The following is a 16,486-nucleotide window of genomic DNA, read 5'->3' on the forward strand; positions in this document are numbered from 1 at the left end:
GCACAATGTTTCATAAAGCATTATGGTTAAGACAATGGAAGCAAGGAAAATATATGATTCTACTATTTTTGCTCACAAGTTTATACATGTTGCCGTATGAATACTATACGAGAGCAAAAACAGAGCTATACCATTTAACAACAATAGAAGAAGATTATACGCATTACTATTCCTACTTTTTTAATCCATTCGAAAGTTCTCTACCGCAAGGAATTATTCTTATTGCACTTGCTTGTATATTGATTGGATGGGAACGGAATAACCAGTCAAGCGATTTTCTTTTCTCTATGCCGTTTAAACGAAAAGACATCTTTTTCACAAAATGGCTGTTTGGAGTCGTAACTATTTTGGCTGTAAATCTTATTTGTTGGATTAGTATGTATGGTATTAAAACGATGACAATCCATAATGAATATCAAAATTTCAAATCATTTCATATATACTTTCTATATATTACCGTAATCTTTATTGCCGTTTATACATTCGCTTTATTTGTTGGAACAATTGCTGGAAATGCTTTTTCACAAGGTGGTTTAACTGGAATTTTACTCTGTTTACCATTTGCCTTACTTGCACTCACATATGGATTTCTTTCTGTTCATATGGAAGGTTCGGTGGAGAAGCTATCTAAAAGACACGATAAAGTTACTGACTCTGTACTACAGACTAATATTGTTAGCCCCTTAGTACATTTTCATATTAGTTATAATTATCATCCAGATACTGAATTTGATGAAGAAGGAAATATTATATCCGAAACGCCTAAGAAAGATCCGATGGAAGGTACACGTATTCCATCCATATGGACAATACTCGCTCCAATTATTTATATTATAGTATTTTTACCGCTTGGAGCATTTCTATATGCTCGTACGCCAAATGAACAAAATGGGAACCTATTACTATTTCCGAAGTTAAAATCATTATTTTTATCGTTCGCGGTCCTTTGTTCTGCTTTAACTGGTGGTTTCATTACAAGCCAAACGAATTCCTTGCTTTCCTACTATATTGGATTTTCCATAGCTGGCATTGCAAGCTACTTCATTTTCCAACAACTACTGAAGCTACGAGTTTCATTTGGCGCAAAATAACCTTCTCCCATCGGAGAAGGTTATTTTTTCATTTCAAAATCCATACTATTTTTCTCCATCTCTTCTATCGGCAAAGCAACACTTTCTACAACTCGCCAATCTCCTTGCTGTTGTGCAAATACTTGTAAAAAGTAATTCATTTCATCTTTTTTCCCGTCTGACCGCACAGCAATATAATACACCTGTACATTTCCCTGACCAAACTTATATATGTACTGCGGGAGGTTTGGAATATATTTCTCAGCTTTTAAAATCGGCATTTGTTTTACTTTTACGAGCGATGAGGCTCTAACATCATATACCCTATTTTCACGAATAGCTAACCCTTTATTTTTTAATGAAAAGATGCCAACATCAGATTCATGTTTAACTATATATTCTAGTTCTTTTTTTACAACTTGAACTGGCACCGCGCCGTACACTTTCCCATTTAGCAAGAACATGCACATACTTATAACCAGAAAAGAGATACACTTCTTCATACACTCTTCCTCCCATTCTCTTTCTTACAAGTATTACGATTGTTTCTACTATATATACCCAACTTGACCGTTTACCACCAAAGTAGCTGCCACGTATATAAAGTGAAACTTAACTCAGTGGGGGTTTTCTTCACCCCCCACTGAGTGTTAGTTGAACAAATCGGGCTTTTACAGCCCGCAAATAGCGGGATAGAAATGGCAAACGTACTCACCTCATCCATTTGTTGTAACTTGACGCGCGCTAAGAAAAGGCCCTGACCGCTACTGCACATGAAGGAACCCTCTCTTCTACCGAAAAAAGAAGGGGTGTGTTAGTTTTTCAACTTGTTTTTATATACAAAAAAAGGTTAGTGAACCAGCACTGGTTCACTAACCTTTTCTCATTCATCACCGTTTATTTTATAACACACGGCCAAATAATTCGACTACCTTCTCAATCTCTTCGTCGCTCCAGTCTTGGAACTTTTCACGGTAATACTCTTTTCTAACGTTTTCTAATTTTTCAGCAACTTCTTTTCCTAGTTCTGTAATTTCTAAATATACAATGCGACGATCGGAGTCAGAACGTTTTCGCATGACAAACCCTTTACGAACAAGTCGATCTGTAACGGCTGTAATATGACTCGATGTTACATTTACTTCACTTGCAATTTGTGATGCCATTTGTGGACTATTCCAATATAGTGCACGTAAAACAGAAAATTCATTCCATGGCATATGTTCTGAAAATAGCGTGTTAATATCATTTTGTAGTAAACGTATCATTTTACGAAATGACGTTGATAAGTCTAAAATATGTGCTTCTCGTTTTTCTTTCACTGACCTCTACCCTTTTTTATAATATTTACACATATTATAATCTATAAATCAACTAATTGTATATGTTTTCTTTCAATTAAGACTTTATTTTTATAAAAATATTCAAAAAACTTTTACATATACATAGAAAAAGGAGGTTTACACTATGCATAACGGGCTTCAACCTACCTACCCTCAATTTCGTACGGAGAAAGAACCAACTTTGACAGTACAAGGTGAAGGACGTATTCAAGCAAAACCAGACGTTGTCGTCCTTACAATTGGCGTTCGAACGGAGAATAAAAGTGTTCAGCAAGCCCAAACAGAAAATGCTGCTATCTCACAGCAACTTTTATCTGCCTGGAAGCAACTTGGCATTTCTGATCAAGACATTGAAACCCTTTCTTATACAATTACTCCTCAATATGACACGATAAATGGTGAAACGACTTTAAGTGGCTATCAAGTCGAACATCTGTATAAAATTACCGTATTAAATGTACAAAAAGCTGGGGAAGTATATGAAGTAGCAGTTGCAAATGGAGCTAACGTAACAAGGGGTTTACAATTTCTCGTCTCACATCCAAATAAATATTATGAAAAAGCACTCGTGCTAGCTGTACAAAACGCCTCAGAAAAAGCAAATATTATTGCAAATACGTATCATATGAAAATTAATCCAATCCCACTCTCTCTCACTGAAGAACCGGGACAGATCCCACGGCAAACACTTGCTTATAGCAGTGCTCATGCTTATGCAGCTCCTCCTATTCAATCTGGGGAGCTTGAAATTACCGCTACTGTTCAAGCAACATTCACTTATTTATAGACAGAATTTTAAAACAAGAAAACGTTCTCATTTCCTTATTGTAAAAACATTTTCTTCTGCTATAATAAGAACGGTGAAGCTCATTTCAATAGCTATCACGGGCGGGAGAGGGATTATAAAAAGAAGGTTTAACCATGAAAGGACTATTAGAAAAAACATTTCAATTAGACGCACATAATACATCACCAAAGCAAGAAACACTTGCAGGTGTAACGTCTTTCTTTACGATCGTTTATATTATGATTGTAAATGCGTCTATTTTATCTGATGCTGGCATTCCACTTGAAGCTGGAATTTTAGCAACTGTTTTCAGTTCATTTGTCGGATGTCTACTGATGGCATTTTGGGCAAATTCACCGGCGATTCTTGTACCAGGTATGGGTGTAAATGCATTTTTCACATACACGATGGTGCATACACTTGGACTAACATGGCAAGAAGCGTTAGCTGCTGTATTTGTTTCTGGGCTTATTTTTGCAATTGCTGCTTTTACATCAATTGCCCGTGTGTTGGCTGAAGTCATACCAACATCGTTAAAAGAAGCAATTACAGTTGGTATTGGTCTCTTTTTAGCATTCATCGGGCTTCAAAAGGGTGGCCTTGTTGTACCCAATGAAAATACAACAGTTGGCTTAGGTAGTTTGAGTAATCCTGCTGTGCTAGCGACACTTCTTACACTCATTGTCGCACTCGTTTTGTTTATTCGAAACGTACGCGGAAACTTCCTATGGACAATTGCGATTGGTACAGGGATTGCATGGCTATTTGGCACTGTTGATACAAGCCAAATGGGCAATAGCTCTTTCTCATTTAGTAACTATGGCGATGTATTTGGCGCAATGTCATTTGACAAGCTAGCTTCTTTACCGTTTTGGATTGCAACGTTTTCATTAAGTATGATACTTATTTTTGAAAACATGGGTCTATTACACGGTTTGTTAGAAGATGATCGTAAGTTTCCAAAATCATATCAAGCAAACGCTGTGTCTGCTATGACATGCGGTTTATTCGGTACAAGTCCAACAGTATCTACAGTAGAGAGTGCTGCTGGTATTACAGCTGGCGGCAAGACAGGTCTGACGTCTATTGTCACGGGGATGCTATTTTTCGCTTCTCTATTTGCATTACCCGTTGTAAAAATCATTCCTGACAGTGCAATCGCACCAATTTTAATTATTATTGGTGGTTTGATGATGACAAACATTCAGCAAATCCCTCTAAATGATTTTTCAGAAGGATTCCCAGCGTTTTTAATTATCGTCATGATTCCACTTACGTATAGCATTGCAGATGGAATTGCTTTCGGATTTATTGCTTATCCAATTTTAAAAATTGCGCTTGGTAAGCATAAAGAAGTCGCAAAACCACTTTATATTATTACACTTTTATTCTTAGCAATGTTCATCTTACATGCCATTGGCTAAGTAAAAAACGCCGGGATTTCCCGGCGTTTTTATTTAAACCAACCCTTCTTATAAAACCACACCATCATACCTCCGCCAATAACAGCCATAACAGCTAAGCAAATGAAATACCCATACTTCCAGCCAAGCTCTGGCATATTCTCAAAGTTCATACCATATACACCTGCAATGAATGTCAGTGGCATGAAAATGGTTGAGAATACAGTTAACGTTTTCATAATGTTATTCATATGATGTGAGTTGAGTGAAAAGCAACTATCACGAATATCCGCTGTTAACTCTCTACTTGCTTCAATCATTTCTGCTAGCTTTAATAAATGATCGTGTATATCTTTAAAGTAAATTTCATGCTCACTTACTCTGTAAAAGCGAGTCGAATTTAAAATTCGATATAACAAGTCTCGCATTGGAATAATTGTGCGGCGTAGCCTTGATAAATCAGCTCGAATATCAAATACTTCTTCTAATACATCCCCTGCTGTTTCCCCTGTTAAATTATCATCAATTGCATTTAAATGATCTTCAATATGATAGACAGGCGCAAAATAATCATCGACAATTTGATCAATAATTGTATGTGCAATGTGAAGTGGACTTTTCTTCATCCGTTTTCTATCAGCAATTTTATCCCATGCTCTCTCAATTGCATTATTGTGTGAGAAATGAAAAGATACAATATAATGATCGCTTACAAACAGGTCAATTTCGTGCGGCTCAAATCCTTCCTCTCCAAAGGCATGAAGCACAAGAAAATGATAGCCGTCATAAAAGTCAACTTTCGGCCTTTGTACATATTCTAAGCAATCCTCAATTGCTAGAGGATGGAACTTGAAATGATCTTGTAAAATATATGTATACTCTTCTTTCGTCGGTTTATTTAAATCAATCCACACCCACGCAATGTTTTCCCCCTCTGTTTCTTCTAACGAGAGGTCGTACAATACTTCATCATCTTTTGTTACTGCACAAATTTTTATCATAGTTTCACCCAAGTTCTATTTTGAACTACCCCCACTTAGCTAAAGCTTGAAGTGTGGGATTCCTACGAACACCGATGTACCCATCGCTTTTTTAGAAGGCTATCCCGGTAGTCCCTATGATTGATACGATTTTCATATGGTATTGCAATCTTATTTTCAATTTGACACTTTGTTTTCATGTCACAGGTTTGATAGTTTATCCTTTTCGTGACTTTCGAAAGGTATAGGCGAACGACAACGACCAGACAAGTTCTATTTACACAACAAGCAACCACGCTTGAACTCGTTCTATATCCATTATATCAAACATATTGGCGAACACCAATCAACAAAAGACTCCCGCCAATCGTTAGACTACGCCCTTCACACAATTGAGAAAGGCATCTTTTGTCAGAAAGCGATAAAACAAAAATAGAAAAAAGCTAAGGAGAATGCCCCTTAGCTTTTTTCTTACTCTGTTACAATACCATGAACAAGTACTGGAGCCTCTACAGCATCAGCAGAAATTGTCATGTTGTCATAAATTTTTTGTTTTACATCTTCTACGTTTTCACGGTTTGCATAAATCGTTACAAGTGAATCGCCTTTCGCTACGCGATCACCAACTTTTTTACGAAGCATTAGTCCAACAGCTAAATCAATTTCAGACTCTTTCGTTGCACGTCCTGCGCCAAGAAGCATTGCTGCTGTTCCGATTTCATCTGCAACGATTTCCGATACATAGCCATCTTCCTTCGCTTCTACTTCAATTACATATTTCGCTTGAGGAAGTTTTGATGGATCATCAACAACTGATGCATCTCCGCCCTGCGCTGCTAAGAACGTCTTGAAGGACTCTAACGCTTTACCGTTATTCATTACTTCAATTAATTTCTCACGAGCATCTTCTAATGAAGTTGCTTGACCAGCTAAGTATACCATTTGACTTCCAAGCGTTAAACATAGCTCTTCTAAGTCTTTCGGTCCTTTTCCTTGCAGCGTATCGATTGCTTCTTTTACTTCTAACGCGTTACCGATTGCTTCTCCAAGCGGTTGACTCATGTCAGAAATAACTGCCATTGTGTTACGGCCAACGTTATTTCCAATGCGAACCATTGCTTCTGCTAAACGCTTTGCATCTTCATTTGTTTTCATGAATGCACCTGCACCCGTTTTTACATCAAGAACGATTGCATCTGCGCCAGCTGCAATTTTTTTACTCATAATTGAGCTTGCAATTAATGGAATAGAGTTTACAGTTGCTGTTACGTCACGAAGTGCATATAACTTCTTATCAGCAGGAGTTAAGTTTCCACTTTGTCCAATAACGGCAATTTTATTTTCGTTTACAAGGCGCATAAACTCATCGTTTTCAATCTCTACGTGGAAGCCTGGTACAGCTTCTAACTTATCGATTGTACCACCTGTATGTCCTAAACCACGTCCAGACATTTTTGCAACTGGTACATCAAGCGCCGCAACTAATGGTCCTAATACAAGCGTTGTTGTATCACCAACACCACCAGTTGAGTGCTTATCTACTTTTACACCTTCAATTGCAGATAGGTCGATTGTGTCACCACTATTTACCATCGCCATTGTTAAGTCAGCACGCTCTTGGTCAGTCATATCTTGGAAGAATACAGCCATTGCAAATGCACTTACTTGATAATCTGGAATATCGCCATTTGTGTAACCATTTACAATAAATTGGACTTCTTCTGTCGTTAATTCTTTACCATCACGCTTTTTTGCGATTAAGTCTACCATTCTCATCGTTTGATCATCCCTTCGCTTGTTTTAGTTCATTTGTTTTACGATTTCTTTTACTAATGCTAAGAAGTTTGCTTTTACACGTTCTGTCGTTTCAATTACTTCATCGTGGTGAAGAGGTTGATCTAAAATACCTGCTGCCATATTTGAAATACAAGAAATACCTAATACTTTCATCCCTGCATGACGCGCTACGATTACCTCTGGTACAGTTGACATACCAACAGCATCACTACCAATTGTACGAAGCATACGGATTTCTGCTGGTGTTTCATATACAGGACCTGTCATACCAGCATATACGCCTTCTTGTACTTTAATTTGTAAGTCAGCTGCAACTTTTTTCGCCATTTCACGAAGATCTTTACTATATGCTTCAGACATATCTGGGAAGCGAACGCCCATCTCAGAATCATTTGGTCCGATTAATGGGTTAGTTCCCATGAAGTTAATATGATCTGTAATTAACATTAAATCGCCTGGCTCAAACTCAGTGTTTACACCACCAGCTGCATTTGTTACAACTACTGTTTCTACTCCTAGTTCTTTCATAACACGAACTGGGAACGTTACCTTTTGCATGTCATATCCTTCATAGAAGTGGAAACGTCCTTGCATTGCTACTACTGTTACACCTTGAAGTGTACCAAATACAAGCTGTCCAGCATGACCTTCTACAGTTGATACAGGAAATTCTGGAATTTCACTGTATGGTACCTTTACTGCATTTTCAATTTCATCAGCTAATACACCTAGACCAGATCCAAGAATTAATCCTACTTTTGGTGTTTCCGAAAATTTCTCTTTTAAGTAAGAAGCAGATTTTGCGATAAGTTCACGATTCATTATGTGTATCCCCCTTATTTTCCTAGTTCATTTAAGAAGCTTGTTCCGTATTGTGGCATTTTCACGCCAAAGTTTTCTGCAACTGTTGCTCCAATATCAGCAAATGTTTTACGAATTGGTAATTCTTTTCCGCCATCTTTCATACTTGGGCTGTATGCTAATAATGGTACATATTCACGCGTATGATCTGTACCGTAGTGAATTGGATCGTTACCATGATCAGCTGTAATGATTAATAAATCATCTTCTTTTAACTGTTCAAGTACTTCTGTAAGACGTGCATCATACTCTTCTAATGCTTCACCGTATCCTTGTGGATCACGACGATGTCCAAATAGTGCATCGAAATCAACAAGGTTTACGAAGCTAAGTCCTGTAAAGTCCATGTGTAACGTATCAACAAGTTTATCCATTCCATCCATGTTAGACTGTGTACGAAGTGATGCTGTTACACCTTCTCCATCATAAATGTCAGAGATTTTACCAATTGCAATGACATCATAATTTTCATCTTGTAATTCATTCATTACAGTACGTCCAAATGGCTTTAGTGCATAATCATGACGGTTTGGTGTACGTTTGAAGTTGCCTGGCTCTCCAACGAATGGACGAGCGATTACACGACCTACCATATACTTTTCATCAAGTGTTAATTCACGCGCGATTTTACAAATTTTATATAACTCATCAATTGGTACAATATCTTCGTGAGCTGCAATTTGAAGTACGCTATCAGCTGATGTGTACACAATTAAGTCGCCTGTTTCCATATGCTCTTTTCCAAGTTCATCAAGAATCTCAGTACCAGAAGCTGGTTTATTACCGATAATTTTGCGGCCTGTTTTCGCTTCTAACTCATCAAGTAATTCTTTCGGGAATCCTTCAGGGAATACTTGGAATGGCTTATCAATATAAAGACCCATGATTTCCCAGTGTCCTGTCATCGTGTCTTTTCCAACCGATTTTTCTTCCATTTTTGTATAATAAGCAAGTGGAGCTTCTGCTTTTGAAATCCCTTTCATTTCACGAATGTTTCCAAGGCCTAATTTCGCCATGTTTGGCATGTTTAATCCGTTCATGTGCTCAGCAATATGTCCTAGTGTATCAGAACCTTTATCTCCAAACTGCTCAGCATCTGGTGCTTCTCCAATTCCTACCGAATCCATAACAACAAGGAAAATGCGTTTATATTTATTCACAAATGTTACCTCCTAATATATTCCGTTCTACTTATTGTAGTATGTTCAAAACAATGTAAAAACTTCCCTTTTCTCCTAAGTCAGAAGTCAGACATCTTATGCGAGTATTATAACATGATTTTTTAATGCGTTTTCAAGCATTTTTATTTGTTGTGTACTTTTTTCTATTCCGTTCACAAATTTTGGATATGCCTCACTTCATATACATGATTTTCCCAGTAAAAATAAGGTTGTTAACGATTACATTTCAGAATACAATATAGCAACCATTTGCATATTGAATCTACCATAGAAAAACGAGATATGCAATGAACATTGTGTAAACATTTTCAAAAACAAAGAGAGCACTTATGATTTAGTGCTCTCTCCTAGGAAGGAAAATAGTTTTCCTTATTTTACTTCCACTTTCTCTTCAATATGCTCGTGTAACTCACCTTTTTCAACATGAACTTTCACAATGTAAGAGCCAGCCTCTTTGAACGTATGCTTACTTACATATTCACCGTCAGTTCCTTCTTCAGCTGGAACGTATTCATGCTTTTCTGCACCGTCTTTCCAAATCTCAAACTTTACGTTCGCTTCTGTTAATCCTGCTTCTTTATGCTGTACATGTGCTTTTAATGTCGTTTCATTATTTGCCGTTACGTCATCAGCCATGAAGTGAATTGCTGTATCACTGTTATGGTGACCATGACCTTCAGCGTTTCCATGATCTCCATGTCCTTCACCATGAGCTGCTTTTTCTTCTTTTGCATCTTCAAGCTTTGCGTTACCAACCGCTACTTTTTCTTCTGGCATTACGTGCATATCACGTGCATTTGTGTGAGCGATAATATGGTATACACCGTCAGCTGGGAATGTTTTTTCCACTACGTATACCCCATCGCCTTTATGTTTACCTTCTAACATTTCGTGGTTTTCTTCACCATTTTTCCAGATTTCAAATTTCACATCACTTGCATCCGTTACTTTTTCTTTTCCTTGTGTAACGATTGCTTGTACTTCAACTTTTTCATTTGGTTTCAATTCCGCCGGATTTGTTTTTACTTCTACTTTTACTTCTTCTAATTTTTTCTCTTGTTTTGTCTCTTTCGGTTCTTCTTTTTGTGTATTACAGCCTGCTACGGCTACTACTGCGATAAATGCTGTCATTAAAAGTTTTTTCATCATAACTTCCTCCTTCTTTCCTACACTCATTAGTATAGAGGAAGTGTGTCCAATCATGCTATATGTATGCTGAAAACAATGTACGAAATATTTGTGAAGTTTTTGTGAAATACTTAACTTCTAAAAAAAGAGAGCGTTATGCTCTCGGATGAAACTGTTTATATACATCTTTTAATCTAGTTTTTGAAACATGTGTATAAATTTGTGTCGTTGAAATATCAGCATGTCCGAGCATCTCTTGTACAGCACGCAAATCTGCACCATTTTCTAATAAGTGCGTTGCGAAAGAATGGCGGAGCGTATGTGGTGTAAGTTCTTTTTGAATATTTGCTTCTTTCGCTAGCTTTTTTAAAATTTTCCAAAAACCTTGACGTGATAAACGGTTGCCATGATGGTTTAAAAAAAGTGCATCTATCGTTTTCTTACCTAACAATTCATGCCTTCCTCTTTCAATGTAAGATTGAATTGCTTCTGTCGCTAAACGACCAAGCGGAATAATTCTCTCTTTATTCCCTTTTCCGACACAACGCACAAAGCCCATCGTTAAATGGACGTCTGATAAATTTAAATCAATGAGTTCTGACACACGTAATCCCGTTGCATATAGTAGTTCCAGCATCGCTTTATCTCTTAGCCCAAATGCATTTACTGCCTTTGGTGTTTGTAATAATGCTTCTACTTCATCAACAGATAACACTTTCGGTAATTTTCGTTCCCCTTGCGGTGTTTCAATATGTACAGTTGGGTCATGTTCTACTACTCTTTCTCTTAGTAAAAACTGATGAAACGAACGAACTGATGCAATATGACGCGCCATTGTTTTTGAAGATTTCCCACTCTCCTTTAAATGGTGCAAAAAACCTAAAATATGTAGGCGTGTAACTTCATGAAATGTTGTAACTTGTTCAACCTTTTGAATGTACTGTACGTAACTTTTTAAATCTCGTTCATAGGAAACGACTGTATTTTTCGCCAATCCCTTTTCTACAACCATATAATGAATAAAGTCTTTTAATTGATCTTCCAATCTTCACTACTCCCCATTTTCATAGAAAAAGATCATTCGGTTAACCAATGCATCTTTTTCAAGTTCCTCTGTCCCTGACACTTTCTCTACCATCTCTTCTTTCGGTTTTTCATAGCGATGGTAGCTTTCATATTCTTCATTTACCCATAGTATAGCGAAATAAAACAATACCGTACAACTAATAAATAAGAAAAATACTTTCAAACCATCAAAAATCATTTTTAATGCTCGGCGCATAATACACTCCTCCAAAGTATGTGTTATTACAACATATGCCAAGCTTTCTTACATTTATACCTATAAGAAACAAAAAACCCCTTCCTACCCGAAGGAGGAAAAGGTTAGTTTTCTTCTGTTAAATTCCCTTGACAATTTCCGCAAACACCGTGGAACGTTAAGCGATGATCTTTTACTTTAAAATGCCACTCACGCTCTACTTTTTGTTCTACTTCGCCAAGTAAATCTTCTTGGATTTCTTCTACTGCACCGCAATCTGTACAAATTAAATGATGATGAAAACGTGTTGCTCCTTCTTGTCGTAAGTCATAACGTGATACACCATCACCAAAATTAATTTTGTCAACGACCTTCAGTTCAGATAATAACTCCAAAGTACGATAAACAGTCGCAAGTCCGATCTCTGGCGATTTTTCTTTTACAAGGAGGTAAACATCTTCTGCGCTTAAATGATCTTCTTCATTTTCTAGCAGCACACGAACCGTGGCTTCACGTTGTGGTGTCAACTTATAACTCGCTGCATGCAATTGCTTCTTAATTCGTTCAATTCTCTCTTCCATTCGGTACTACTCCCTCCCTCGCCACTCTCATTCCATTATATCAGAAGAAGGGCTACTGTCAAAAGAAAAATAACCTTAATCATTTGATAATAATTATCAATTTATAATTATTTTTTATTGATAGTTTCCACTACCTCCTTCATAAATATTGGTGATCCATACGCTTCAATACTAGAAGCGATCGCTAATAAAGCACCGATAATTAGAAAAAAACATGTATATCGAATAAAAAACGGTAGTAACGGTTCGTTTACTTTACGAATAAATTGATGACGAATCATTCGTAAAGAAAAGCCTGCTGCAATTGTTGTCATCACTAAAAAAATCGGGATAATAACTAAATTTTGAGGCAGTATTGCAACAAATGCTAGTAACAACCCTTTCCAACCAAGCTGACTTACTAAAAAACCAACTGTAAAGCCCACAACGGCTCCCTTTAAAAATAGCAAAATAAAAATAACAGGCAAACCAATAATCGAAATACCTAAAATCCAAATAAAACCGATATACTTTAAATGCGATAAATAGCTTTCCCGAAACATCTCACTTGCATTCACAAAATTCCCTTTGGAAACTTGTCCAAAAAATTGACTTAAATAAAAGTACAATTCTTGTTTTTGATTTACCGGTAAACTGTTGACGAGAATCGCTCCAAATACAACCCCCATTAAAAATAATACCGATACAAACACATATAGTGAAGAATACTCTTGTATATGATGTGTAATTCGATCTTGCCAAGACGATTTTCTCAGCATCTTTCTTCCCTCCGTTCATTCTCTTACTAAAAGATATGAGCAAAAGAAAAAAGTATGACGAATTAACATTGAAATTCCGTCCTACTTTGCTAAACTGAATAGTAGAGAATAGGAGGGATTTTGCTTGAAACCATTATTATTAGATTTTCCAACATTATTTCAAACTGAGCGTCTACAAGTACGTAAGCCTTTTCCAGGTGATGGTGCTGAAGTATATGAAGCCGTTCAAGCTTCCTTACCAGAATTACAGCCTTGGATGAAAATCACACATGAAACAGAAGAGGCAGCAGAAGCAATTGTACGCGAAGCTCACGGCAAGTTTTTACTTCGTGAAACACTACCTTTCCACCTATATGATAAAGCAACAGGCACTTTTATCGGTGCGCTTACGCTTCATCCTGAAAACTGGGAGATTCCAAAATTCTCAATTAGTTTTTGGCTCCATAGTGCATACACAAAAAAAGGTTATATGACAGAAGCATTAAAAGGCGCTGTTCAATTTGCATTTGATAAACTAGGAGCAAGACGCCTTGAAATCAAGTGCGATGCGGAGAATGAAAATGTACGCCTATTAGCAGAACGTCTTGAATTCATTCTAGAAGGTACATTAGAAAATGACTACCTGACTCCAGAAGGTTCATTAAGTAACACATGTGTATTTGCAAAAATTAATTAAAAGAGGCTTCCTAAAAGTAGTTATATAACTACTTTTAGGAACGCCTCTTATTTTTTTAACTGCAAATATTGAACAGCATACATCGTCTTTGCATCATGAATGCGTTGCTCTTTCATAAGCTCCATCGCTTCTTCTAATGTGACTTCCATTAACTCCACAAATTCATCTTCATCAAGGGCCGCTTTATTTTCCTTTTTTTTCAATCCCTTTGCTTCATATAAATAGACAATCTCATCTGCAAATCCTGGTGATGTATAAAACGATGCAATTAGCTCCATTTTTTCACATACATATCCTGTTTCTTCTTCCAACTCACGAATTGCCGTTGTTTCAGGCTGTTCTCCTTGCTCTAACTTCCCTGCCGGAATTTCAACAAGCGCTTTCTCCATTGCTTTGCGATACTGCTCTACAAGAACGATTTTCCCTTCATCCGTTGTCGCGATAACAGCTACCGCTCCTGGATGTTTAACAATCTCACGTTTACTTGTTTCACCATTTGGCAATACTACTTCATCAACACGAACTTTAATAATACGTCCTTCAAAGATTGGTTCGGTTCCAACTGTTCTTTCTGTAAGATTGCTCACAACACTCATCTCCTTGTTCTATTTCCTAATCTTTCTACATAACATTCTATCACAATGAAAGGAGCGAAATAAAAATGAAAGTATATATTTTACCAAATCGTGTTACATTAGTCGGAAAAGCATGGGAAATTCGGCAAACGCTGAAGCGCTATGACAAACAATATAAAACAGTACATGATTGGATTGTGGACAAAAAAAAGAAAACAACGTAACCATGTCTTCCTGTTTAATCCTATATATTTGTCAACTTCCATACCCTTTCGTACAATGTCAGTAAGGAGGTTGGCTTATGAACAAACGACAATTAGGAAATTCAAATTTATATGTAAGTGAAATTGGTCTTGGATGCATGTCACTCGGTACAGATGAACAACAAGCAATTCGCATCATCCACGAAGCTCTAGAGCAAGGGATCAACTTTCTCGATACTGCTGATTTATACAACTATGGACAAAATGAAGAATTTGTTGGAAAAGCACTAAAAGGAAAGCGCGACGAAATCATATTAACAACAAAGGTTGGAAACCGCTGGACAGAAGAACAAAATGGTTGGACGTGGGATCCTTCAAAAACATACATAAAAACAGCGGTAAAAAACAGCTTAAGAAGGTTAAAAACCGATTATATTGATTTATATCAACTCCATGGTGGAACAATTGAAGATAATATCGACGAAACAATTGAAGCGTTTGAAGAACTAAAACAAGAAGGTCTCATTCGCTATTATGGTATTTCATCTATTCGCCCTAACGTTATTAAACAATACGCTGAGCGTTCTAACATAGTGAGTGTATTAATGGAATACAGCATTTTAAATCGTCGTCCTGAGGAATGGTTTCCACTTTTACAAAAACATAATATTAGTGTCATTGCTCGTGGGCCTCTAGCAAAAGGATTATTAACGGGAAACAATAAGCGAAAGCTAGACAAAGCAAAGGAAAAAGATTATCTTTCTTATCAATATGATGAACTCGTTCAAACATTAACTGCTATTCAAGAAACAACAAATAAACGCTCTTTAACAGAAACAGCCATTCAATATGCACTACATACTGATATCGTCGCATCTGTGATTCCAGGCGCTAGCTCCATTATACAATTACATGAAAATACAAATGCCGGAAAAGCTGTATCCTTAACAGCACAAGAATACGAACAAATTCAAGCCGTTGTAAAACATGACCAATATGACCTTCATCGCTAAAAGAGCTACCAAATTTGGTAGCTCTTTCTTACATTTCATCGTATTTATCTGGATTTGTTCCTACTCTTCTCCCACAGTTCATCGTTTCAATTTGACTTAATTCTTCTTCCGTTAACGAAAAGTCAAACACATCAAAATTCTCTTCTATACGAGATGGTGTAACTGATTTTGGAATTGTTACAATGCCACTTTGAACTTCCCAACGTAAAATGACTTGCGCTGGTGTTTTCCCATACTTTTTAGCAATACTTTGAATGATTTCATGCTCAAACACTTCGCCGCCCCTCATAAGTGGACTCCACGCTTCTATTTGGATGCCTTTTCTCTTACAATATTCTCGTAACTCATGTTGTGTAAGCATTGGATGTAATTCCACTTGATTAACCATCGGCGTAATATTACAGTTCGCTAATAAATGCTCTAAATGGTGAATATGGAAATTAGAAACACCAATTGCTCGTACCTTTCCTTCTTCGTAAAGCTTTTCAAGCGCACGATATGTATCTACATATTTTCCGCGTACTGGCCAATGAATTAAATATAAATCTACATAATTCATCCCAAGCTGCTGCAAACTTTTTTCAAACGCTATAAGTGTCTCTTCATACCCTTGGTCATCATTCCATACTTTCGTTGTAATAAATAGTTCTTCCCTTGGAATCCCCGATTCACGAATTGCTTCCCCGACACCGCTTTCATTTTCATAAATAGTCGCTGTGTCAATTGAACGATAGCCTACTTGTAAAGCTGTACGTACAGCCCGTTTTACTTCTTCTCCCTCTTTTGCTTTATATACCCCTAAACCAAACATCGGCATTTTCACACCGTTTGTAAGCGTAGTTATTGGACTGTTCATATGCGTTACTCCC

19 protein-coding genes are annotated in these 16,486 nt (G+C 37.0%); 6 read left to right on the top strand and 13 right to left on the bottom strand.

Going from position 1 to position 16,486, the window contains the following annotated elements:
- The first annotated feature begins 5 nt into the window (after nucleotides 1-5).
- Nucleotides 6-1,091 (top strand): ABC-2 transporter permease, encoded by a 1,086-nt coding sequence (locus BAMA_RS03490; RefSeq protein WP_034635967.1) that lies wholly within the window; start codon nucleotides 6-8, stop codon nucleotides 1,089-1,091.
- 20 nt (nucleotides 1,092-1,111) lie between these two features.
- On the opposite strand, the gene BAMA_RS03495 is transcribed toward BAMA_RS03490, so the two are convergent.
- Nucleotides 1,112-1,573, bottom strand: coding sequence for a hypothetical protein (locus tag BAMA_RS03495; protein ID WP_051758860.1), 462 nt, complete (start codon nucleotides 1,571-1,573; stop codon nucleotides 1,112-1,114).
- Between the two features lie 399 nt (nucleotides 1,574-1,972).
- Complete coding sequence (locus BAMA_RS03505; protein ID WP_034635969.1) at nucleotides 1,973-2,392, bottom strand: MarR family winged helix-turn-helix transcriptional regulator; 420 nt, start codon at nucleotides 2,390-2,392, stop codon at nucleotides 1,973-1,975.
- 145 nt (nucleotides 2,393-2,537) lie between these two features.
- Here BAMA_RS03505 and BAMA_RS03510 point away from each other — a divergent pair, with 145 nt between their 5' ends.
- Both BAMA_RS03510 and BAMA_RS03515 read left to right on the top strand, forming a co-directional pair.
- The gene (locus tag BAMA_RS03510) at nucleotides 2,538-3,200 is read left to right on the top strand and encodes an SIMPL domain-containing protein (protein WP_034635970.1); all 663 of its coding nucleotides are present in this window, start codon (nucleotides 2,538-2,540) and stop codon (nucleotides 3,198-3,200) included.
- 134 nt (nucleotides 3,201-3,334) lie between these two features.
- Complete coding sequence (locus BAMA_RS03515; protein WP_034635973.1) at nucleotides 3,335-4,624, top strand: NCS2 family permease; 1,290 nt, start codon at nucleotides 3,335-3,337, stop codon at nucleotides 4,622-4,624.
- Between the two features lie 29 nt (nucleotides 4,625-4,653).
- Here BAMA_RS03515 and corA read toward each other — a convergent pair whose 3' ends face one another.
- The 9 genes from corA to spoIIM all read right to left on the bottom strand — a co-directional run bounded on the left by corA (nucleotide 4,654) and on the right by spoIIM (nucleotide 13,150).
- Nucleotides 4,654-5,616 carry a magnesium/cobalt transporter CorA gene (corA, locus tag BAMA_RS03520; RefSeq protein ID WP_235184412.1) on the bottom strand — a complete coding sequence of 321 codons (963 nt, stop codon included), beginning with the start codon at nucleotides 5,614-5,616 and terminating at the stop codon, nucleotides 4,654-4,656.
- Nucleotides 5,617-6,054: 438 nt separating this feature from the next.
- Entirely contained in the window at nucleotides 6,055-7,359 is a 1,305-nt protein-coding gene (locus BAMA_RS03525) for a pyrimidine-nucleoside phosphorylase (RefSeq protein WP_034635978.1), read from the bottom strand.
- 24 nt (nucleotides 7,360-7,383) lie between these two features.
- A complete protein-coding gene (locus BAMA_RS03530; RefSeq protein WP_034635980.1) occupies nucleotides 7,384-8,202 on the bottom strand; it encodes a purine-nucleoside phosphorylase in 819 nt (272 codons plus the stop codon).
- Between the two features lie 14 nt (nucleotides 8,203-8,216).
- A complete protein-coding gene (gene deoB, locus BAMA_RS03535; protein WP_034635982.1) occupies nucleotides 8,217-9,401 on the bottom strand; it encodes a phosphopentomutase in 1,185 nt (394 codons plus the stop codon).
- 390 nt (nucleotides 9,402-9,791) lie between these two features.
- On the bottom strand, nucleotides 9,792-10,571 hold the full coding sequence (locus tag BAMA_RS03540) for a FixH family protein (RefSeq protein ID WP_084157861.1): 780 nt from the start codon (nucleotides 10,569-10,571) through the stop codon (nucleotides 9,792-9,794).
- 133 nt (nucleotides 10,572-10,704) lie between these two features.
- Complete coding sequence (gene xerD / locus BAMA_RS03545; protein WP_034635990.1) at nucleotides 10,705-11,595, bottom strand: site-specific tyrosine recombinase XerD; 891 nt, start codon at nucleotides 11,593-11,595, stop codon at nucleotides 10,705-10,707.
- 6 nt (nucleotides 11,596-11,601) lie between these two features.
- The gene (locus BAMA_RS03550) at nucleotides 11,602-11,832 is read right to left on the bottom strand and encodes a YqzK family protein (RefSeq protein WP_034635992.1); all 231 of its coding nucleotides are present in this window, start codon (nucleotides 11,830-11,832) and stop codon (nucleotides 11,602-11,604) included.
- Between the two features lie 104 nt (nucleotides 11,833-11,936).
- The gene (gene fur / locus BAMA_RS03555) at nucleotides 11,937-12,392 is read right to left on the bottom strand and encodes a ferric iron uptake transcriptional regulator (RefSeq protein WP_034635994.1); all 456 of its coding nucleotides are present in this window, start codon (nucleotides 12,390-12,392) and stop codon (nucleotides 11,937-11,939) included.
- A gap of 107 nt (nucleotides 12,393-12,499) precedes the next feature.
- On the bottom strand, nucleotides 12,500-13,150 hold the full coding sequence (spoIIM, locus tag BAMA_RS03560; RefSeq protein ID WP_034635996.1) for a stage II sporulation protein M: 651 nt from the start codon (nucleotides 13,148-13,150) through the stop codon (nucleotides 12,500-12,502).
- A 124-nt stretch (nucleotides 13,151-13,274) separates the two neighbouring features.
- Here spoIIM and BAMA_RS03565 point away from each other — a divergent pair, with 124 nt between their 5' ends.
- A complete protein-coding gene (locus BAMA_RS03565) occupies nucleotides 13,275-13,826 on the top strand; it encodes a GNAT family N-acetyltransferase (protein WP_034635997.1) in 552 nt (183 codons plus the stop codon).
- Between the two features lie 47 nt (nucleotides 13,827-13,873).
- Here BAMA_RS03565 and BAMA_RS03570 read toward each other — a convergent pair whose 3' ends face one another.
- A complete protein-coding gene (locus BAMA_RS03570; RefSeq protein ID WP_034636000.1) occupies nucleotides 13,874-14,413 on the bottom strand; it encodes an NUDIX hydrolase in 540 nt (179 codons plus the stop codon).
- Nucleotides 14,414-14,487: 74 nt separating this feature from the next.
- Between BAMA_RS03570 and mciZ the strand changes: the two genes are divergently transcribed.
- Both mciZ and BAMA_RS03580 read left to right on the top strand, forming a co-directional pair.
- Nucleotides 14,488-14,625 carry a Z-ring formation inhibitor MciZ gene (gene mciZ, locus BAMA_RS03575; protein WP_034636002.1) on the top strand — a complete coding sequence of 46 codons (138 nt, stop codon included), beginning with the start codon at nucleotides 14,488-14,490 and terminating at the stop codon, nucleotides 14,623-14,625.
- A gap of 77 nt (nucleotides 14,626-14,702) precedes the next feature.
- On the top strand, nucleotides 14,703-15,617 hold the full coding sequence (locus tag BAMA_RS03580; protein ID WP_034636004.1) for an aldo/keto reductase: 915 nt from the start codon (nucleotides 14,703-14,705) through the stop codon (nucleotides 15,615-15,617).
- Nucleotides 15,618-15,645: 28 nt separating this feature from the next.
- Here the strand turns inward: BAMA_RS03580 and BAMA_RS03585 are convergent, their stop codons facing one another.
- Nucleotides 15,646-16,473 carry an aldo/keto reductase gene (locus BAMA_RS03585; RefSeq protein WP_034636006.1) on the bottom strand — a complete coding sequence of 276 codons (828 nt, stop codon included), beginning with the start codon at nucleotides 16,471-16,473 and terminating at the stop codon, nucleotides 15,646-15,648.
- Between the last annotated feature and the right edge of the window lie 13 nt (nucleotides 16,474-16,486).

Source organism: Bacillus manliponensis (assembly GCF_000712595.1).
Lineage (GTDB): Bacteria > Bacillota > Bacilli > Bacillales > Bacillaceae_G > Bacillus_A > Bacillus_A manliponensis.